We start from the raw sequence: 21,774 nt of genomic DNA on the forward strand, positions 1-21,774 counted from the left end.
CAAATAAAAAGCTTACCTCTTTGGGTAAGCTTTTTATATGAATTCTTTTAGATTTAAGCAGTATGCTCTAATACTTTCTTAAATAAATCTTTTTGTTCTTGGCTTGGCTTAGCTGTTTGTAAAGCCATTAATTGAGACATGTCGCCTTGAACTTTAATTTTACCAGTCATGAATGCCTGCATAGCAGCAGCCATATCAAACTCTAAGAATACTTTACGTAAAGTCTCAGCATCCATATTTAAAGTTGTTTTGGCATTTGAAGACAAACCTTTTTGGATTTTACCCCCATCTAAAGCTAATTCGGTATTTCCAGAAGCATCTGTCACTACTAAATTAATTGCCAAGTTCGCAAGAGCGGGCGGCAAATTAAGATCACCTGCTTCAGCAGTTAATTTTTCGACAGTCGCAAACCAATCTTCAGTTAAAAATGCAGGCATGATTCTTCCTCAAATTTATTTGTTCAATTTCTCTGGTTGTCTATCCAGACAACATCATGTGAAGCAATTCTGCTTGTGGCTTGTTATAGCATGTAATTTAAATTTTGGGCTATGACTTTTTGTACGGAACATTCATTTTTTAGTATTTTGATACATTAAAGGCACTTGTTTATAAAGTGCCTTTAACATTCTTTATGCTAGCGTTTATTCAGCAGCGAAGCTTAAATTCACGACATCTAAACGGTTCTTAAGCTCTTCCGGATCTTTAATATCCAACTCGCGCTGAGAATCTAGAGCCTCGAAATCAAACAATTCGCGGTCTGCTAACTGAGACGGAGATACGTTTTGTAATGCCCCGAAAATGCTGTGTAAGCGCTTCGGATACTGTTTATCCCATTCACGTAGCATTTCATTAAGCATGGCACGCTGTAGGTTTTCCTGCGAACCACAAAGATTACATGGAATGATTGGGAACTGACGAATCTCGGCATATTTAATAATGTCTTTTTCTTCAACATATGCCAAAGGACGAATCAAAATGTTCTTTTTATCTGACGATAAAAGCTTTGGAGGCATCGCCTTTAAGCTACCACCATGGAACAAATTCAAGAAGAACGTTGCAATGATGTCATCACGGTGATGACCTAAAGCAACTTTAGTCGCACCGATCTCTTGTGCAAAGCCATATAAAGAACCACGGCGTAAACGTGAACACACTGCACAGTAGGTTTTACCTTCAGGTGTTAAACGTTTAGTAATGGTATATGTGTCTTTTTCTAAAATGTAATATGGAATGTTGTTCTCTTCCATATAACGAGGCAAAACATCTTCAGGAAAGCCTGGTTGTTTTTGGTCGAGGTTAACCGCAACCACCTCAAAATTGATTGGTGCAATACGCTTAAACTGCAACAAAATATCGAGCAAGGTATAACTGTCTTTACCACCAGACACACACACCATGACCTTATCGCCATCTTCAATCATATTGAAGTCACGAATAGCATGCCCAACTTGACGGCGAAGCTTCTTGAGCAAACGGTAATAGGCCGAGCTTGTTGGAAGTTCAGGCTTAAAATTAAATCCCTGATTGGACTCAACTGGCGCGTACATAGACGAGATATACCCATAAATAAAAATACCGCGCAATTTTATATGATTCAGAAGAGAATCGCATCAAAAGAATAGTTTCAATTCTTGAAGTCGTCACATTGCTCGTGCATGATGCAAAACACATGCTCTATTTTGACTGAAGCGTTCAAAATTTGTGCAAAATGCTTACTTTTTGGACTTTTCCACAGTTTTCCACAAAACCTGTGGATAAAATTGTGGATTTCTTCGTACTTGACAAACTGTTTTGGCCTTCTGTTAAGGGTTTTCTTTAAATTGATCATTTTTTAACCAATGTTTTTTATTATTAATAATCAACACGTTAACCATGTCAATAGAATCATTTTAAAAAAATTTTTTAATTTTTTTTGATGAGCATTCGAACAAATCAGCTTGATTTTTTGAAAGAGTCGAAATAAAAAAAATTACACAAATCTTCTTTAAGTAATATTTTTTGATAAACTCTTTTGCAAGTTTTGAGTACCTAAAAATTGTGAATAACATAAAATGAAAAAATCGGTTCAATTTCTTGTTTCTTGTTTGCTGGGGATGACCACTTTTACGGTCGGCATAACTTCGAGTTCAGCAGGTCAAATGTATATTTACCAAGATAAAAACGGTAGTACATTACTCACCAACCGAAAAAGCTATGACCACTCCCTTAAAAAAGTAAAAGTGACCTATTACCCTGATAGTAATATTCACAGTTATACAAACTGGGGAGCATCAGAAGCTTCTGTTTTGCCAAGCTACAATAAAAATAAGAACGCTTTCGACCACATTATTAGACAAGCTGCACAACAACATGGTGTTTCAGAAGGTCTAATTAAAGCCGTTATGCACACCGAGTCAGGATTTAACGTAAGAGCTCGTTCGCCAGTAGGTGCTCAAGGCTTAATGCAGCTCATGCCTGCGACTGCCCGTCGTTTTAATGTCTCTAACGCCTATGACCCGCAACAAAATATTTTTGCAGGCGCTAAATATTTAAGCTGGTTACTCAAGCGTTTTAATGGAAACACGCAAATGGCGCTTGCGGCTTACAATGCCGGTGAAGGTAATGTCGATAAATATGGCGGTATTCCCCCTTTCCGTGAAACACAAGATTATGTGCGCCGTGTAACAAGTCGATACCAAAACCTATATGCATCGGGTTCAGGTTTTTCATCTTTTACTAATGCTTCAGTACAAACCGTTTCACATCCTTCTAATTTGGCAGAAAACACAACAGCTCAAATTACGACTCAATCACCTAAATATTCATCTTCTCGTCAAATCGTGACTTTATCTGACGGTACCTATACCGATGCACCAACAGGCACTTATGTCACCAATAATGCCACCGCAATTGCCCATATACGAATTGAATAAACAGTAAAGAAGAACGGCGGCTCGCAGTTCTATTTAGGTAAGTTCAGATGTTTTAAATTGTAATGATCTATTACCTGATCTTTACCATTTTGACGAATTTAGCCAATTATTCTTTAAATTTAGGCACATTCTGCTAAATGAAAGAATGTATCAATTCCTTATTTTTTTCTTGAATTTTTCCCCCAAGCCCCGCATATTAGCTTCATGATTTCGAATTTGTAAATCAGATAACATTTTATTTATAAGAGGATTTTCTCAATGATGCGGATTGGTTTGTTTTTGCTTACCAACCTCGCGGTACTGGTTGTAGCTGGCATTATTTTGTCACTCTTCGGTGTCGGTAGTTACCATGGCGCGGGTGGCTTGAATCTAGGCAACCTTTTAGTGATCTGTTTTGTGTTTGGTATGGTGGGATCTTTAATCTCGTTATTCATGTCAAAATGGATGGCTAAGAAAACGACCGGTACAGAACTGATCGACCCGAATGCTCCTCGTAACCAAGCTGAAAGCTGGTTATTGCAAACAGTCGCTGAACTTTCTCAACGTGCTGGTATCAACATGCCAGAGGTTGGTATTTTTCCATCATATCAATCCAATGCCTTTGCAACAGGCTGGAACAAAAATGATGCCTTAGTTGCCGTTTCATCTGGTCTACTTGAACGTATGAACAAAGATGAGCTACGTGCTGTGCTTGCGCACGAGATTGGTCACGTTGCGAATGGTGACATGGTTACCCTAGCGCTCATCCAAGGTGTTGTGAACGCCTTTGTTATGTTCTTTGCTCGTGTAGTTGGTGACTTTATCGACCGTAATGTCTTTGGTCGTCAAGACGATGAAGCCCCGGGTATGGGTTACTTCATTATTACCATGGTATTGGATATCGTCTTTGGTATTCTCGCTTCTGCCATTGTGATGTGGTTCTCTCGTTATCGTGAATACCGTGCTGATGAAGCAGGTGCACGTTTAGCAGGTAAACAAGCAATGATTTCTGCATTATTACGTCTCCAAGCTGAGACGGAAATGCCAGATCAAATGCCAAAAGAAATGAAAGCCTTCGCAATTGCGGAAGGTAAAGAACAAGGTTTCAGCTTAGCTGCTTTGTTCCAAACCCACCCAACAATTGAACAGCGTGTGGCAGCTTTACATCAATTAGATTGCCCATAAAACGTTTAATGTAAAAATAAAGCCTCCAAATGGAGGCTTTATTTTTTATTACATGGTTTGATAGAAACTCCAAAGATAGCTTGCGCCCCACCAAACAGCTAATCCAATTAAAAGCAGTACAAGCGCACCTACTAAATCGGGAATATGCAACCATAACCAACTGACAACAGGATTTCGCCAGAAAGCTGAGTTCTGCTGCTTCTTTTCGAGCTTTTCATGTAAGTATGGATGAACGACATGAATATCACTCTGAATCGCATATTCTTCGCGTATATGCGTATGAACTACATCTAGTGCTTTTCGACTGGGTCTTATAAAAATATCAAAAATAGTCCCAGCCACAGGAACAAAGCCTACTACAGCATCTACAACAGCGAGTTTGATGACTGGAGTCAACTTATGCTGAGGCACACCAATTTGTTTAGCTTTATAGATGGCATAACAGGTCAATGCAAAACCAGCGACATCACCGGCAAACGGAATAGTACTCAGTGCAGCATCGGCACCAATGCCCTGCTTTGTAAAAGGAATGCGAACCGCACTGTCCATCATGGTTGCAAACTTGGCCAGATCTCGTTCTAGTGCGATGACCTGTTGCTCTGTTAATTTTTTTTCTTGAGGCATTTAAATCAAATATATGAAGAGTAGTTAATCTTAATATACTTGATTTAATACCTGTTTTTAAATTATTTACTTAACGAGTAGCTTTCGATCTAAACAAGGAACGCAGCAACACGTACATGACTGGAATAAAGAAAAGAACCAGTACTGTACCAAACATTACGCCACCTAAAATACTAATACCGATTTCTTGACGGCTTACAGCCCCTGCCCCTTGCGCAAAGACAAGAGGAATCACACCTGCACCAAAAGCCAAAGAAGTCATTAAAATCGGTCTTAAACGTAAGCTCGCGCCTTCTAAAGCTGCTTCAATTGCATTCTTCCCTTTTTCTTGAGCCAAGGCGGCGAACTCAACAATTAAAATTGCATTTTTACAAGACAATCCAATTGTGGTTAACAGTGCAATTTGGAAATACACATCATTTGGGAGGCCAAAAATATAAGAGAAAATGACACTTCCTCCCACCCCAAGCGGAATAGAGGTCATTACCGCAGCGGGAATGCTTAGACTTTCATAGAGTGCAGCTAAACATAAGAAGATAAAGCCTGCGGAAATTAAATATAACCAGACAGCCTGATTTGTCGACTTCTGCTCTTCAAAAGATAGACCTGTCCACGCCAAGCCAACATCTTTTTGCTGATTTACAAGTTGTTCAACATCTTTCATTGCCTGACCTGAACTACTGCCGCTTGCAACATCTGCTTGTAACTGCAAGGCACTATAACCCATATAGCGTTTTACGATTTCAGGAGCACCACCCCAACTGAAATTAGCAAATGAGCTAAAAGGTACCATTTCATTTTGGTTATTACGTACAGACCAATTATATAAATCTTCCGGTTTTGATCTGAACTGGGCATCACCTTGAATCATAACGCGCTTGATACGACCACGGTCAATAAAGTCATTTACATACGTTCCCCCCCATGCACTCGACAAAGTATTGTTAATCGCGGGTAGCTCTAATCCATTTGCTAATGCTTGTTTCTGATCAATTTTGATATTGAGGTTTGCTTTACTATTAGTAGATTGCTTATCAAAGTTTTCAAAACTTGAATAGTTTTTGCTCTGTGTTTGCAACTGACGGAAGGTGTTATCTAGAAAATCTTGCCCTTGCCCATTCAAATCTTGAATCCATAAATCCAGACCATCGGTTTGACCCAAACCATTGACTGAAGCGGGTAATGTCACATTAATTTGTGCATTATTGAATTGACTAAAATATTTCATCGCACGCTTTTGTATAGCGTCAGCTGAATTTTCTTTTCCAGTACGCACATCCCAAGGTTTTAAGGCAATAAATCCTTGAGCCAAGTTCTGGCCTGTACCAGAATAATTTCGGCCATAGCGAATCAAAACCAGATCTACATTCTTATCTTCTTGGGTTAAGAAATACTGACGGACTTGTTCTCCAATTTTCTGACTTTGCGAGATTGGCGCACTATCAACAAGTTTAATTTGAACACTTAAAATGCCTTGATCTTCTTTAGGAATAAATCCACTTTTTAAACCACTATAGAACAGTGCAAAAACAGCAATCAAAGCCACAAAAATCACGATAACCGATTTACTATAACGGATGCTTGTTTGAACGATCTTGATATATTGATTTTTAAGTTGATCAATTTTTTTATTAAACCAAACTGCCCAGCGCATAGGCTCTGGATTCGGTTTTAAAATTAAAGCGCATAACGCAGGTGTTAAGACTAATGCCACGACGAGTGATAATGCCATAGCCGCAACTAAGGTAATGGAAAACTGACGGTAAATCACGCCAATTGAACCACCTAAAAACGACATTGGAATAAAAACAGCAGTTAAAACCAATGTAATTCCGACTAAGGCACCACTAATTTCTCCCATCGACTCAATGGCTGCTTCTTTCGGTGTTAAATGCTGTTCATGCATGAGCCGTTCAACATTCTCAACCACCACAATCGCATCATCTACTAGCAAACCAATGGCGAGCACCAATGCAAAAAGCGTTAAGGTGTTAATACTAAAACCGAGCACATATAAAACAGCAAAGGTTCCTAAAATAACAACAGGAACGGTAATACTCGGAATGAGTGTAGCGCGCCAGCTTTGCAAGAACAGGAACATCACCAAAATAACTAAAATAATGGCTTCAATAAGCGTCTTTACAACTTCTTTAATAGACTCTTGAACAAACGGCGTATTATCTCGTGGATAAACAATTTTATAGCCAGCAGGTAGCTTGGTTGTAAGCTGATCTAGAGTTTGATGGATGAGTTTAGAGGTCTGAATCGCGTTTGCACCAGAAGATAGTGAAATGCCTAAACCAGCGGCCGGATAACCATTAATGGTGTTAAAAGACTGATAATTTTCTGCACCCAACTCCACTCTAGCAATATCTTTTAAGTAGACATAGCTCGCTGTTTGATTTGCTTTCACTACAATATTTTTAAAATCTTCGACTGTTTTTAGTCGAGATCCTGCGGTGACTTTCGTATTTAAATATTGTCCATCAATGACAGGTAAATCACCGATTGCACCTGCGGCAACTTGTGTATTTTGAGCAGTGATTGCATTCGCTACATCACTTGGCATTAAATTATATTGTTTTAATTTCTCTGGATTTAGCCAGATTCGCATCGCATATTGCGAACCGAAAACATCAGACTCACCCACCCCTTCAATACGGTTCAGATCATCTACCACATGCGTAGTTAAATAGTCCGATAGCTCAATATTGCCCGATTTACCTGTAGAGTCATATAAGCCTACCACCATAAAAGTATCGCCGAGTGACTTACTCACGGTCACCCCTTGGCGTTGTACTTCATCGGGTAAGCGTCTTATGACGCCACTAATACTATTTTGTACTTGAACCTGTGCTGTATCTGGATTTGTTCCATTATCAAAACTAATGGTAATTCGGCTACGTCCTGATGAATCACTGGTAGAGCTGAAATAAAGTAAATTATCAATACCTTGTATTTGTTGTTCTAAAATCTGAGTAACACTTTGCTCAACCGTTTGTGCATCCGCACCACTATAACTTGCCGAGACTGTAATTTTAGGAGGGGCAATATCAGGATAGCGCTCTACGGGTAAATTCAGCACCGAGAAAATACCAAATGCCATAACAATAATTGCGAGTACACTGGCAAAAATGGGACGCTGAATAAAAAATTTAGATAGCATGGCTGCTCAGAATTAGGTCGTCAATTAACAGATGGCAATACCAAATTTGCCCTCTTGATCATCAACGAGCGATATAAAAAAGACAAGTAGAATTAACACAATAAATGCAATTAGAACAAAAACAAAGCAAGAACTGGCATTTCCTACAAACCCATAAACAAGGTTTTAACAAGTGTCACTGAAAATTCATGAATTCTTCATGATCACGTCAAGTTCAATCATCAGACTAAATACGTTTCGACTAAAACAATATGAGTAGAATTATGTTTAAAAGAGCACTTTTATGCTTAAGTTTAATTAGCTTGGTTGGTTGTAATGATGACGATAAAACTGAAAACTCACCAACCACACCAGAATATCAACTTCCTAAAATTTTAGTGGTAGGACACCGCGGCGCGAGCGCTTTACGTCCTGAACACACATTAGCTTCATATCAAAAAGCGATTGATGATGGCGCAGATTTTATTGAACCTGATCTAGTCTCTACAAAAGATGGCGTATTGGTTACTCGCCATGAAAATGAGATTGGTGGAACAACCAATGTAAGCACTTTAAGCCAGTTTGCAGATCGTAAAACAACAAAAAATATTGATGGTAAAGACTTAACAGGCTGGTTTACAGAAGACTTCACTTTAAGTGAATTACAACAGCTTAAAGCGCGTGAACGCATTCCAGAGTTCCGACCAGCAAACACAGCCTATAATGACCTCTACCCTGTCCCGACTCTAGAGCAAGTGATTGAACTGGCTGAAGCAAATTATAAGAAAACGGGAAAAATTATTGGTTTATATATTGAAACCAAACATCCGACTTACTTTAAAAATCAGAAACTGGCAATGGAAGATACCCTTCTTAAAACCTTAGCCAAATACGAATATACACGTGATATTGCACCTGTCTATTTACAGTCTTTTGAAGTGAGTAATCTAAAATATTTAAAAGATCAGCTCGACCTTCATAAAACGATTAAACATGCACAAATCATTCAATTATATGACGCTAAAACTTCGCAACCAGCCGACTTCGTTGAATCTGGCGAAACTAAAACTTATGCCGATTTAGCCACAGCACAAGGCTTAAAAGACGTGGCTAAATATGCAAACGGTGTAGGGCCAAGCAAAGGCTATATTCTTAACTTTAATGACAGTGGCTCAGTTCAAACAACTTCGTTTATCACTGATGCACATACAGCTGGGTTAAAAGTACATCCTTATACTTTCCGCCCAGAAAATTATTATTTACCAACGCATTTAAAGTGCAGTCAAGATAAACCAGCGGAGCGCTGTCCATCTGGTGCTTTAAAAGAGTTTGAAGCCTATTTTAAAGCTGGTGTTGATGGTGTCTTTACAGATGACCCAGCACTTGGCCGTGAAGCCGTTATTAATTATGAAAAAACCGCAAAATAAATAAAGTTTTTAATAAAAAAACAGGGCAATAAATGCCCTGTTTTTTTATTTCTCTACAACATTATCAAAATAAAGTGGGATCCACTGATATTGCTCAACATTTACTTTATAAACATGGCCAATGCCCGGAAATGGTAAATGTGGTGCGGCAACCCATTGTTGCTTATTTGAAATTTCAGCAAACATTTTTAAACGTGTATTAATCGCCTGCTCAGAATTCACATCAAAATCTACTCCAGTTTTTGGAGCATCAAATTGCAATGAATGTGAGTGGACAATGTCTCCAACAAAAATGATTTGCTGATCATTACTTTTTAAGCGGAAACTATGATGACCTGGTGTATGACCACGAGTATCGATTACCTCAAAACCTTGAATGACATCGCCGTCTTTAAATGTCTTGAATGCTTTTTTTACTTGGTATGGAGCAAGAGCATTTTTTACGTTTTTAACAGTACCCAAGTAACTTTCTTTTTTGTCAGCTGGCACTGTTTTTTCAGAAGCTGGATTTAACCAGTAATCAGTTTCACGCTCATGTGCATATACAGTTGCATTAGGAAATACGGCTTTTCCATTTTGAGCAATACCGCACACATGGTCTGGGTGTAGATGAGTAAGTAAGACAGTTTTTACATCAGCAAGCTTATAACCTGCCAATTCAATATTTTTTGCAATGGAACCAAGTTGCGGGCCAAAACAACTTGCTGCACCACTGTCTACAAGCGTTAAACTTTTTCCATCATCAACTAAAAATGCATTTACCGAGGTTTGAATCCCTTTCTCATTAACAGCAGCATATTTCGTTAAGATTTTAGTTTTCTGGGCCTGATTTAAGTTTTTGAATAAATCAGGATTTAAATAAATCGTACCATCAAGCAAAGAGGTTACGCGGTAGTTTCCAAATTGATGGTGATAATATCCTGGTACTTGCGGGGTTGCTGTTGGCTCAGCATAACTTGCATGGATGCTTCCAATTGCAAGGCCCAACGCTACACATAATTTTTTCATCTTTTCTTCTCTATTGAGTTATAAAGTCGAAATCTTTAAAAAAGATTTAATAATTTTTTAAGGGCTAGGGTATATAATGCATGAAAAGTGTCAGAAATATAAGTATATGAATAGCTATTCTCCCTATAAGGGTAAAAGCGGTCTTAAGCGCATATTAAATGCAACGGGCTACTTTATTTCAGGATTTAAAGCAGCTTATAAAAATGAGGCAGCTTTTCGCCAAATTGTTTTGATTAATATTATTTTGATTCCGGTTAGTTTTTTTCTTGATGTGAGCCGTAGTGAGCATGTACTACTGATTATTGTATGTCTTTTTGCAATGATCGTTGAACTATTCAACTCTGCTATTGAGGCTGTGGTTGACCGAGTCTCCCTTGAAAAACATCAGCTTTCTAAAAATGCAAAAGATATGGGAAGTGCTGCGCAATTTGTTGCACTCTCTATCATTGCTATTACATGGTTAATTATTTTATTAGGCTAAAAAAAAACCATGCCTACAAGTAAATAAGCATGGTTGTAACAAAAGAGGAACTTCTAGCTGCTGTTCCTGTTTTTAATATAAATAATGGAACTTAATTATTTCTTAAAATTACGTGAAAAATAAAAAAAATCCCTGCATAAGCAGGGATTTTTTGGTTAATGCGTTGATGCGTTATTACATCATTCCTAACATCATCATTACCTTATATGAACTAGTATGAAGTAAAATCTTGAGCTAATGTCACTTAGTATTTTTTATGCTGAACTAGTCTTATATGACATTACCAATTTTTGTGAGTAGCCCCCTCAAAAATAGCGTTACTCACACTTCATGTTAAAAGATATAAAAATCAAACGATTAAACCAACTAAAAAAAGTCTTTCGTATGAATCAGTACCATTAAATCCAGAATTTCCAACACTTAACTCGTTACAAATTATAATATCGATTATTGGTGTTGTTGTTAGGCACAATAGAGAGGTCAAATATTAAAACGAGACTAATATGTTTTTATTAAAAAATTTAGGAATTTTTTTATTCCTATTCCTTATTAATTTTAAAGTGAATGCTGTGATTTATAGTGGATATAGAGTGACAGGTAGTCCATCAACCAACAACTCAGCATCTACTCTCTTCATGATAGTTCTGGGAATTGGTGCTTCTTACTTTTACTACAGATCAATTAAAAACTGGATATATCGAAAAAAGGAAGGGGAAAAGCCTGAACGATTGTATGGATTGAGCGATTGGGGAGTAATGTTATTTGTAATGGCTCTCATGGCATTATTTGCTTCAGGTCTGGTCTTTGAAATAGTTGGTGCTTACGGCGGCAGAGAATTGGTCCGAGAGATATGGTACTGGGTTTATTTAGGCTTTTTCTCATTTCTTTTGTTCTTATACAGAACTTAAATATCAATAATATCTAGCCAATTAAAAAAAATACTAATCCCTTTATTACCCACTTTAAGTGGGTCTTCTTTAATTAATTTCCCGCAAAAATAAGTAAACTAGTATTAAACATTAAGAACTATTGACTACTTATATTGGTATACCAATATTTCTCTCATCAAGACAACAAAAAAGCACATCAAATTTCACCCAATGTGCTTTGTAAAATTGAAGGCTGAACAGCGAGATGGTGTTGAATATGAATTTACGACTGTACTTGATCGTACACACGACAACATTACAGTAGCTACTAAAGATCGTTCACAATTATTTTTAGATCCAAGACAACTTGGTGAACATGACGGTGTTTTATTAAAACATATGATCGAATAAAGGACGGAAGAATAAAACCTCCAAATAAAGATGGACGTAAAGACTTCTGACTTAATAGTTATGTTCTTAGCTGTATTTTAGAAGGTTCTGAGGAATCCGAAATTCAGGAACTGAAAGCATGAAATCAGTTGAAGAAAAAGGTCGCATTAAGCGACCTTTTCTTTATGGCTAAATTAAATGTGAGTAATACTGTGAGTAAATATTATTTAAATTAAAAATTAAACCGTATATTACAAACACTTAAATTAAAATTGAGCAGTTTACATCATTCCGCCCATACCACCCATACCGCCCATATCTGGAACAGCTGGTTTATCTTCAGGAATGTCAGTAATCATACATTCTGTAGTTAACATTAAGCCAGCAACAGAGGCCGCATGCTCAAGTGCAGAACGAGTTACTTTAGCTGGGTCAAGAATACCCATTTCTAACATATCGCCATATTCACCAGTTGCAGCGTTGTAACCAAAGTTACCTTCACCACCTTTAACAGCATTGATCACTACAGATGGCTCATCACCAGCGTTTGCAACGATTTGACGAAGTGGAGCTTCGATCGCACGACGTAAAATGTTGATACCTGCTGTTTGGTCTTCATTAGCGCCTTTTAAGCCATCTAATGCATTAACCGCACGTACTAGAGCAACACCACCACCAGCAACAACACCTTCTTCAACTGCTGCACGAGTTGCATGAAGTGCGTCGTCTACACGGTCTTTCTTCTCTTTCATTTCAACTTCAGTCGCTGCACCGATTTTAATTACAGCAACACCGCCTGCTAATTTAGCAACACGTTCTTGTAATTTCTCACGGTCATATTCTGAAGTAGATTCTTCAATTTGAGCACGGATTTGTTGAACACGCTCAGCAATACCAGCAGCATCACCAGCACCATCAACGATAACCGTGTTTTCTTTAGAAACAGTGATTTTGTGCGCAGTACCTAAATCTTGAAGAGTTGCTTGCTCTAAAGACATACCAACTTCTTCAGAAATAACAGTTGCGCCAGTCAAGATTGCGATATCTTGAAGCATTGCTTTACGACGGTCACCGAAACCAGGAGCTTTAACAGCACATACTTTGATAATACCGCGCATATTGTTTACAACAAGTGTAGCAAGCGCTTCACCTTCAACATCTTCAGCGATGATAAGAAGAGGTTTACCAGTTTTTGCAACTGCTTCTAAAACAGAAATCAATTCACGGATGTTGCTGATTTTCTTGTCAACAAGAAGAATGAACGGATTTTCAAGTTCAGCAGTTAAAGTATCTTGTTTGTTTGCGAAGTACGGAGAGATATAACCACGGTCAAACTGCATACCTTCTACAACGTCTAAAGCGTCTTCGAAGCCAGAACCTTCTTCTACAGTGATTACGCCTTCTTTACCTACTTTTTCCATCGCTTGAGCGATAAGTTTACCAACAGTAGTGTCAGAGTTAGCAGAGATAGAACCAACTTGTTCGATCGCTTTGAAATCGTCAGCAGGTTTTGCATTTGAACGGATATTTTCAACTACAGTTTTTACTGCGATATCAATACCACGTTTTAAATCCATTGGGTTCATGCCTGCAGTTACAGATTTGATCCCTTCATTTAAAATTGCTTGAGCAAGTACAGTTGCTGTTGTAGTACCGTCACCAGCGATGTCGTTAGTTTTGCTAGAAACTTCACGAACAAGTTGAGCACCCATGTTTTCAAACTTGTCTTTTAATGAAATTTCTTTAGCAACAGTTACGCCGTCTTTAGTGATGTGCGGAGCACCGAAAGAACGGTCAATCACTACGTTACGACCTTTAGGGCCTAAAGTCACTTTAACAGCATCAGCAAGTACGTTTACGCCTGCAATCATTTTTGAACGAGCTGAATCACCAAATTTTACGTCTTTAGCTGACATATTAAACTCCGAATCTTTTTAAATACTGAATCTGATAATGAATTGAGTTATGGATTGATTAGCCTTCTAACACAGCTAAAATGTCTGACTCTTTCATGATTAAGAGTTCTTCACCACTTACTTTCACTGTTGTACCTGCATAAGTACCAAACAATACTTTGTCACCAACTTTAACATCCAAAGCACGTACGCCATTCTCAGTGATTTGACCATTACCTACTGCAATTACTTCACCTTGAGATGGTTTTTCAGCAGCAGAACCTGGAAGTAAAATACCGCCAGCAGTTTTGGTTTCTTCTTCTACGCGACGAATTACAACGCGATCATGTAATGGACGAATGTTGCTCATAATTAACTCCATCAGACTAAGTCTTTTTGATTAATCGTTATTGCTTTAATCCAGAGCAATAACAAAATATTTAGATGTCACTTTTGTGGGGATGAAAAAAAAGGCTTCAAGGGGAAATAAGAAAAATTTTTCTATCTTTTGAATATTTTTTAAACAATCAAATATTTAAACTCATCTAAACCAAATCAATCAGAAGTGAATTTAGCCAACTGCGCATTAAACCAATAATGATTAATTTTTCCTTCATTTGAAATGACATTAAAACTATTTGGAACATGATAATGCAAACGGCTAGAAGTTGCTGTTCCCGCATGAATATCATAAATAGGATGATCTATCTTTAATTGATAAATTTGCGTTAAATCATATACAGCAGTTTTATGTAAATGCCCGTGTAACATTCCAAATAGTCCCGTTGTACTCCATTTTTCGAGTGCCATTTTTCCTAATACAGGACAATCTTTAATACCATGCTCATCATCAGGTGGAGTATAAAAAGGTTGATGGAAAACAACTAATTTGATTTTATTCGGTGGCCCTTGCTGTAATCGCTCATATGTAGTTTGAATTTGCTCAATCGAAATATGTCCACGAGTATGATAACGACGGCGAATACTATTCACCCCAACAATATAAAAATGTTCAGTTTCTAAAGTGGGTTCAAGCTGGCCAAAAAAATATTGGTAGCGAGTAAATGGTGAAAAAAAACGGTTCCAGACATGGTACAACGGAATATCGTGATTACCAGGAACAACAAGATAAGGAATATTAAGGCTATCTAAAAACTGACGGCATTTATAAAACTGTTGATATCGGGCACGTTGAGTAATATCACCACTCACCACAATGACTTCAGGCTTATGTTGAGTGCAAAAAAGTCGGATTGCATCTAAACATACCTCAACTTCTGTTCCAAAATGCAGATCAGACAGATGTAACAACATTTGGCACCATAATATTTAAAGCATTCTTTTCTACAGAGAAATTTAAAGGTGCTTTCATCTCTAATATTTCACCATCTAAAGCTACTGTAAGTTTTGATCTTTTTGCACAATCTACCACCACATGATCTGCACAAAAACTATAAACATCTTGTGTCTCTTCTACTTTGCCTTGAATCCACTGCCACAACATGTTTAATAAACTAAGCCGATCACTTTTCGTAATGACCACTCCAGCGACTCGACCTTGTGCTGCACATTCGGCAATTCTTAATTTCATATCACACAACTGCAACTGGTTATTACCAAAGAAAATTAGAGGGGTTTTGACTGGATATTTCTTCCCATCAACTGTGACGGAAAGTTTCATGGATTTATTTTCTCTTAATAAAACATCCAGCGCTGAGGTATAGGCATGCAAAGGTAAGCGTCCTAAGTATTTATTATAAAGCTCACGTTTCTTTATAAATAATGGATAAAGTCCTAGACTCGCATTATTTAAATAAACATGGTCATTAATTGTCGCAATATGTACAGAGCGTGGTGTACCTGTAGCGATGACTTCAGCAGCTTCTAACAAATCTAAGGGAATATCTAAAACTTTAGCGACATAATTAAAAGTTCCCAAAGGTAAAATTCCCATAGGGATATGAGTATGTCTAAGTTTTGATGCTACCGCATTTAATGTTCCATCCCCACCCGCTGCAACAACAACACCTAAGTTTGCATTTTGGCTATGCCGATGAATTACTTGACTCATCAAATCATCAAAAGAAACATCTTCCGCTAATTCAAAAACTTGTATTTCAAAACCAAATTCGGTGAACACGGTCATTAACTGTTCATACATATCTTCATGTTTTGACGCATGAAAACCCGACTTTTGGTTATAAATGATAGAGAGAGGTTTTAAAGTCCGCATTTTTATTATCTTAGAGGGATTCATCCTGAATATTGTATATAAAAACGCCTAATAAAAGTCTCTTTATGTAAATTTTGAATGAAGATCATTTGTTTAATCAATAATAATTCTCAAGAAAAAAATAAGAATCAAGATATTGATTTTTAAGGAAATAAATAATATAAATAACATACATACAACATAAAAATATTGAGAATAAGATATTGTAAAAAACTACAAGTTAATGATTTAAATGAGAAAAATATAAAAAAGTAAAATATCTATTTCTTAGTCTTTAGTCTTATTTTTTTTATGATTTTGTGCTTTAATACAGCCACTTTTTTATTTGATCTTTCATTGTACCTCTCAATGAATGACTTGTACGTTGTACATATTTTGAATAGGCCTCACCATGACCACAGTGAACGCACCAGAATTCGTTCGTCATCCTAAGCTTATCGCATGGGTTGAAGAAATTGCAAACTTAACCAAACCAGCAAAAATCGAATGGTGTGACGGAAGCGAAGAAGAGTATCAACGTCTAATCGACTTGATGATCGCTAACGGCACCATGCAGAAATTAAACCAAGAAAAACATCCTGGTTCTTATCTTGCAAATTCTGACCCATCTGACGTTGCACGTGTTGAAGACCGTACTTACATCTGCTCTCAAAATAAAGAAGATGCTGGTGCGACAAACAACTGGGAAAACCCAGCTGTTATGCGTGAAAAATTAAATGGTTTATTTGAAGGCTCAATGGAAGGCCGTACAATGTACGTTGTTCCTTTCTCAATGGGTCCTTTAGGTAGCCACATTGCTCATATCGGTATTGAGTTAACTGACTCTCCTTACGTTGCTGTTAGCATGCGTAAAATGGCACGTATGGGTAAAGCAGTTTATGACGTATTAGGTACAGACGGTGAGTTTGTTCCTTGTGTACATACAGTAGGTGCTCCACTTGCTGAAGGTCAAAAAGACGTTGCTTGGCCATGTAACCCTGAAAAATATATCGTTCATTACCCAGAAACTCGTGAAATCTGGTCTTTCGGTTCTGGTTACGGCGGTAACGCATTACTTGGCAAAAAATGTTTAGCTCTTCGTATCGCTTCTGTCATGGGACGCGAACAAGGTTGGTTAGCTGAACACATGCTTATTCTTGGTGTAACTAACCCTCAAGGTGAAAAACACTACATCGCTGCAGCATTCCCGTCTGCATGTGGTAAAACAAACTTTGCAATGTTAATTCCACCAGCAGGTTATGAAGGTTGGAAAATCGAAACTGTAGGTGACGATATTGCTTGGATCAAACCAGGTGAAGATGGTCGTTTATATGCGATTAACCCTGAAGCTGGTTTCTTCGGTGTAGCTCCTGGTACAAACACCAAGACTAACCCGAACTGTATGGCAACTCTTCATAAAGATGTTATCTATACAAACGTAGCGGTAACTGAAGATGGTCAAGTATGGTGGGAAGGTCTTTCTAAAGAAGTTCCAACAAACTTAACTAACTGGAAAGGTCAACCTCATGTAAATGGTGAAAAAGCAGCGCATCCAAATGCTCGCTTCACTGTTGCAGCTGGTCAATGCCCTTCTATCGATGCTGACTGGGAAAATCCAGCAGGCGTTCCAATTTCTGCATTTATCTTCGGCGGTCGCCGTGCAGATACAGTTCCTTTAGTTTCTGAAGCTTTTGATTGGGTTGACGGTGTATATAAAGCGGCAACCATGGGTTCTGAAACTACTGCTGCTGCTGTTGGCCAACAAGGTATCGTTCGTCGTGACCCATTCGCGATGCTTCCATTTGCTGGCTATAACATGGCTGACTACTTCGATCACTGGTTAAGCCTTGGTCAACAAGTAAGCACAAAAGCTGAAGCAGCTGGTAATAAATTACCAAAAATCTTCAATGTAAACTGGTTCCGTCGTGATGCTGAAGGCAACTTCGTATGGCCTGGTTTCGGTCAAAACATGCGTGTTCTTGAGTGGATCATTGATCGTTGTGAAGGTCGTGCAAACGCTGTTGAAACACCAATTGGCCTTGTTCCAACATATGACGACTTGAACTGGGAAGGTACTGAATTCTCTAAAGAAGAATTTGACCTAATCACAGCTCAAGATAAAGATCAGTGGATTACTGAAATTGAAAGCCACACTGATTTATTTAATAAACTCGGTGATCGCTTACCGAAAGCATTAAAAGAACGTCAAGCAGCTTTACTTGAAGCTGTAAAAACTGGCTTCTAATTGCTATATATAAAAAAGGTCGCCATGTGCGACCTTTTTTATTATGCGGCATCATCTTTTTGTCGACGCTCAGATAAATAAGCTTCCAATATTTTTACTTGTTGCTCATCAAATGCCAGACTTAGTTTTGTTCTACGCCACAATATATCCTCAGCAGTAGTTGCCCATTCATATTCACATAAATATTTGACTTCGCATTCAAATAAGTCATGTCCAAAATTCTGGCCTAATTGCTCTATTGCATTTCTCTCTTGGAGCATATTCCAGACTCTTGTGCCATATGCATGCGCCCAACGGTTGGTAAGTGATTCAGACACTCCACTTACACGTGACTGAATCTGATGCGTTAAATCATCTAGTGTTGTCCAGTTTTCAGCGCCAGGTAATGGCTCATCTGCAGTCCACTCCTCTGCCATATTACTAAAAAACGGGGATAGATCTTCTAAAGCAGCCTCTGCCAGTTTCCTATAAGTCGTGATCTTGCCACCAAATATAGATAACAAAGGTGCTTTTTTATGTTCAGCCTGTAATACCAAGGTATAGTCACGTGTAATCACTGAAGGATTATCAGATTCATCATCACATAAAGCACGTACACCCGAGTACTGACTTACAATATCAGCTCGAGTTAACTGCTTTTTAAAATGTGAATTGGTCACTGTTAAGAGGTAATCAATTTCTACCTCTGTGATCTCTACCTTTTGTGGATCACCTGTATATTCCTGATCGGTCGTACCAATCAGTGTATATTTTTCTAAATACGGAATTGCAAACACGATGCGTCGATCTTCGTTTTGCATAATGAAGGCTTTATGGCAGTCATATAATTTTGGTACAACAATATGACTTCCTTGGATCAGCCGAATTCGATAGGGTGATTTTAGCTTCAGATTTTCACTAATAATTTCTTCAACCCAAGGACCTGCCGCATTCACTAAAGCTCGTGCACGTACCTGATAAAACTCTGCTCCACTTTGTAGCTCCAGATGCCACAGCTCTTGTTCCCTATAAGCTTTAATACAACGCGTACGTGTTACGACTTTGGCACCTTTCTCTTTGGCCTGTAATGCATTTAACACTACAAGACGTGCATCATCTACAGTACAGTCAGAATATTCAAAGCCACGTGTGATAGCCGGCTTTAAAGGGCTATCTTCTTTGAAATAAATAAGATTTGATCCTAATAGTTTTTCTCGTTTTCCCAAATGATCATAAAAAAACAAGCCCGCCCGAATTAACCATGCAGGGCGTAAATGTGGTCGATGAGGCATAATAAAGCGCATGGGTTTAATAATATGTGGAGCTTTAGCCAACAACACTTCACGCTCTGCTAAGGCTTCTCTAACTAATCTAAACTCTTTATGCTCTAAATAGCGCAGACCACCATGAATTAATTTGCTGCTAGCAGATGAAGTGTGACTAGCTAAATCATCTTTTTCACATAAAAATACCGATAAGCCCCGACCTGCCGCATCATTAGCAATACCGACGCCATTAATACCGCCACCAATTACGGCAATGTCATATATTTTTGAATAATCATTAGGCTGTACTATCATTTTTCATTTTCTTTTTATTGTTGATCTTATAAAAATTAAAACACCAAATTGAAGAAACAACAATCAAAAAAGTAGAATAATCAATTTTAAATAACTAAGTGTTTAACCGTTAATTGATTACCCTACTATTGAATTCAACCAGTTAAAGAACGAATTAATCCTCAGCCCAACTTTGACTACGCTTAACTGCCTTGATCCAACCTTTATAAATAATTTCTGATTGTTCAGAAGACATTTTTGGCTCAAATACCTTTTCTATGGCAGATTTATTTCTTAACTCATGTAGATCTTGCCAGAAACCCGTCGCCAGTCCAGCAAGGAAAGCTGCACCCAAAGCTGTGGTTTCTTTCATTATTGGACGTTCTACTGGTGTTGCTAAAATATCGGCCTGAAATTGCATTAAGAAATTATTTTCCGTCACTCCCCCATCAACACGGAGTGTACGGAGCTCTTCTTCTGCATCTTGCTGCATTGCATCCAAAACATCTCGGGTTTGAAAAGCAATAGACTCTAAAGTTGCACGAATAATATGTTCAATACTGGCTCCACGTGTGAGACCAAAAATTGCTCCTCGCGCAGTTGGATCCCAATACGGTGCGCCCAACCCTGTAAAAGCAGGTACAACATATACACCGTTACTATCTTTCACACGTGTTGCATAAAGCTCAGAGTCTTTAGCATTCTTAATGACCTTTAATTCATCGCGCAACCACTGCACGCAAGAACCACCATTAAACACGGCGCCCTCTAAGGCATAGTTCACCTCACCACTCGCACCACATGCAATAGTAGTTAGTAATCCATGTTCTGACCAGACAATCTTCTTACCTGTGTTCATTAATAGAAAACAGCCTGTGCCGTAGGTATTTTTTGCCTGACCAGACTCAACACACATTTGACCAAACAGTGCGGCTTGTTGATCACCTGCGATTCCTGCAATGGGGATACCAACTTCTTGCCCACTAATGGTATGTGTATATCCATAAACCTCAGATGAGCTACGCACTTCGGGTAGCATTACTCGAGGAATCTCTAAAACTTGTAAAAGTTTTTCATCCCATTCAAGTTTTTCGATATCAAAAAGCATAGTTCTTGAAGCATTGGTAAAATCAGTGACATGAACAGCACCATTGGTTAGTTTCCAGATTAACCAAGTGTCCACCGTACCGAACAATAATTCACCTCGCTCAGCACGCTCACGGCTTCCTTCAACATGGTCTAAAATCCATTTAATTTTTGTAGCCGAAAAATACGGATCAATCACCAAACCCGTTGTTTTACTTATGTATTCTTTCAATCCCGCTTTATGTAGTTGATTGCATATCTCAGTCGTTTGTCGACTTTGCCAAACAATCGCATTGTAAATCGGCTTGCCCGTTTTTTTATCCCAAACAACTGTGGTTTCCCGCTGATTGGTAATCCCAATTGCTGCAACTTGTTCACTCTTGATACCAGCTTGAGCTAATGCTTCTACCCAAACAGCACTTTGCGTAGCCCAAATTTCCATAGGGTCATGCTCAACCCAGCCAGGCTGAGGATAAATCTGAGTAAATTCTTTTTGAGCAATACTTACAACGTTAGCATCATGGTCTAAAACAATTGCTCTTGAGCTTGTTGTTCCCTGATCAAAAGCAACAATATATTTTTTCGGGCAATTTGACATCTGAATGTCCCTTTCATTATTCACACACATCTAGTCCACAATGCCAAGACATCATGCCTAACTATATTTACTTAAAATTTTCTTTGGAATATATCATTATTTTTAAGGGGTATAGGTTTTCTTCGCCCAAACTCTACTCATTCTTTATCAATTTTTACTACTTGGAAAAAAATAATATGC

Annotated in this window: 16 protein-coding genes and 4 pseudogenes; 9 read left to right on the forward strand and 11 right to left on the reverse strand. The window is 38.1% G+C overall.

Annotated features, from left to right (window positions below; genetic code table 11):
- Positions 1-53 precede the first annotated feature (53 nt).
- On the reverse strand, positions 54-437 hold the full coding sequence (locus RMA94_RS03005; protein ID WP_002118641.1) for an SCP2 sterol-binding domain-containing protein: 384 nt from the start codon (positions 435-437) through the stop codon (positions 54-56).
- A 204-nt stretch (positions 438-641) separates the two neighbouring features.
- Positions 642-1,547 carry a tRNA 2-thiocytidine(32) synthetase TtcA gene (gene ttcA, locus RMA94_RS03010; protein ID WP_002118895.1) on the reverse strand — a complete coding sequence of 302 codons (906 nt, stop codon included), beginning with the start codon at positions 1,545-1,547 and terminating at the stop codon, positions 642-644.
- A 504-nt stretch (positions 1,548-2,051) separates the two neighbouring features.
- On the opposite strand from ttcA, the pseudogene RMA94_RS03015 reads away from it, so the two are divergent.
- From RMA94_RS03015 to htpX, 3 genes and pseudogenes are all read left to right on the forward strand, one after another.
- Positions 2,052-2,727: pseudogene (locus tag RMA94_RS03015) on the forward strand (lytic transglycosylase domain-containing protein); the annotation flags it as partial.
- Between the two features lie 59 nt (positions 2,728-2,786).
- Positions 2,787-2,912: pseudogene (locus RMA94_RS19385) on the forward strand (lytic transglycosylase domain-containing protein); the annotation flags it as partial.
- A gap of 258 nt (positions 2,913-3,170) precedes the next feature.
- Positions 3,171-4,076 (forward strand): protease HtpX, encoded by a 906-nt coding sequence (htpX, locus tag RMA94_RS03020; RefSeq protein WP_002118851.1) that lies wholly within the window; start codon positions 3,171-3,173, stop codon positions 4,074-4,076.
- A gap of 48 nt (positions 4,077-4,124) precedes the next feature.
- On the opposite strand, the gene RMA94_RS03025 is transcribed toward htpX, so the two are convergent.
- Positions 4,125-4,700: a DUF4112 domain-containing protein gene (locus RMA94_RS03025; RefSeq protein WP_130173299.1), complete on the reverse strand. Its 576-nt coding sequence runs from the start codon at positions 4,698-4,700 to the stop codon at positions 4,125-4,127.
- A gap of 70 nt (positions 4,701-4,770) precedes the next feature.
- Positions 4,771-7,866, reverse strand: coding sequence for a multidrug efflux RND transporter permease subunit (locus tag RMA94_RS03030; RefSeq protein WP_202724752.1), 3,096 nt, complete (start codon positions 7,864-7,866; stop codon positions 4,771-4,773).
- Between the two features lie 263 nt (positions 7,867-8,129).
- Between RMA94_RS03030 and RMA94_RS03035 the strand changes: the two genes are divergently transcribed.
- Positions 8,130-9,272, forward strand: coding sequence for a glycerophosphodiester phosphodiesterase (locus RMA94_RS03035; RefSeq protein ID WP_039759756.1), 1,143 nt, complete (start codon positions 8,130-8,132; stop codon positions 9,270-9,272).
- Positions 9,273-9,317: 45 nt separating this feature from the next.
- Here RMA94_RS03035 and RMA94_RS03040 read toward each other — a convergent pair whose 3' ends face one another.
- A complete protein-coding gene (locus tag RMA94_RS03040) occupies positions 9,318-10,280 on the reverse strand; it encodes an MBL fold metallo-hydrolase (RefSeq protein ID WP_311081811.1) in 963 nt (320 codons plus the stop codon).
- A 106-nt stretch (positions 10,281-10,386) separates the two neighbouring features.
- Between RMA94_RS03040 and RMA94_RS03045 the strand changes: the two genes are divergently transcribed.
- The 4 genes and pseudogenes from RMA94_RS03045 to RMA94_RS03060 all read left to right on the forward strand — a co-directional run.
- A complete protein-coding gene (locus RMA94_RS03045; RefSeq protein ID WP_311081813.1) occupies positions 10,387-10,761 on the forward strand; it encodes a diacylglycerol kinase in 375 nt (124 codons plus the stop codon).
- 386 nt (positions 10,762-11,147) lie between these two features.
- Positions 11,148-11,252, forward strand: a pseudogene (locus RMA94_RS03050) (LexA family transcriptional repressor); the annotation flags it as partial.
- Between the two features lie 12 nt (positions 11,253-11,264).
- Complete coding sequence (locus RMA94_RS03055; protein ID WP_069037059.1) at positions 11,265-11,669, forward strand: putative four-helix membrane protein; 405 nt, start codon at positions 11,265-11,267, stop codon at positions 11,667-11,669.
- A 201-nt stretch (positions 11,670-11,870) separates the two neighbouring features.
- Positions 11,871-12,035, forward strand: a pseudogene (locus tag RMA94_RS03060) (AAA family ATPase); the annotation flags it as partial.
- A gap of 266 nt (positions 12,036-12,301) precedes the next feature.
- On the opposite strand, the gene groL reads toward RMA94_RS03060, so the two are convergent.
- The 4 genes from groL to RMA94_RS03080 all read right to left on the reverse strand — a co-directional run bounded on the left by groL (position 12,302) and on the right by RMA94_RS03080 (position 16,148).
- Positions 12,302-13,936, reverse strand: coding sequence for a chaperonin GroEL (gene groL / locus RMA94_RS03065; protein ID WP_002120607.1), 1,635 nt, complete (start codon positions 13,934-13,936; stop codon positions 12,302-12,304).
- Between the two features lie 58 nt (positions 13,937-13,994).
- On the reverse strand, positions 13,995-14,285 hold the full coding sequence (gene groES, locus RMA94_RS03070) for a co-chaperone GroES (RefSeq protein WP_002120604.1): 291 nt from the start codon (positions 14,283-14,285) through the stop codon (positions 13,995-13,997).
- A 185-nt stretch (positions 14,286-14,470) separates the two neighbouring features.
- On the reverse strand, positions 14,471-15,229 hold the full coding sequence (locus RMA94_RS03075; protein WP_130173302.1) for a metallophosphoesterase: 759 nt from the start codon (positions 15,227-15,229) through the stop codon (positions 14,471-14,473).
- Positions 15,210-16,148 (reverse strand): diacylglycerol kinase family protein, encoded by a 939-nt coding sequence (locus RMA94_RS03080; protein WP_002115559.1) that lies wholly within the window; start codon positions 16,146-16,148, stop codon positions 15,210-15,212. The genes RMA94_RS03075 and RMA94_RS03080 overlap by 20 nt, the downstream gene beginning before the upstream one ends.
- A gap of 391 nt (positions 16,149-16,539) precedes the next feature.
- Here RMA94_RS03080 and RMA94_RS03085 point away from each other — a divergent pair, with 391 nt between their 5' ends.
- Entirely contained in the window at positions 16,540-18,372 is a 1,833-nt protein-coding gene (locus RMA94_RS03085; RefSeq protein WP_005067621.1) for a phosphoenolpyruvate carboxykinase (GTP), read from the forward strand.
- 41 nt (positions 18,373-18,413) lie between these two features.
- Here RMA94_RS03085 and glpD read toward each other — a convergent pair whose 3' ends face one another.
- Both glpD and glpK read right to left on the reverse strand, forming a co-directional pair.
- Complete coding sequence (gene glpD, locus RMA94_RS03090; RefSeq protein ID WP_057085552.1) at positions 18,414-19,931, reverse strand: glycerol-3-phosphate dehydrogenase; 1,518 nt, start codon at positions 19,929-19,931, stop codon at positions 18,414-18,416.
- A 154-nt stretch (positions 19,932-20,085) separates the two neighbouring features.
- A complete protein-coding gene (gene glpK, locus RMA94_RS03095) occupies positions 20,086-21,594 on the reverse strand; it encodes a glycerol kinase GlpK (RefSeq protein ID WP_311081818.1) in 1,509 nt (502 codons plus the stop codon).
- Between the last annotated feature and the right edge of the window lie 180 nt (positions 21,595-21,774).

Origin of the sequence: Acinetobacter sp. V115_6 (assembly GCF_031799025.1) — a bacterium.
Taxonomy (GTDB): Bacteria; Pseudomonadota; Gammaproteobacteria; order Pseudomonadales; family Moraxellaceae; genus Acinetobacter; species Acinetobacter pittii.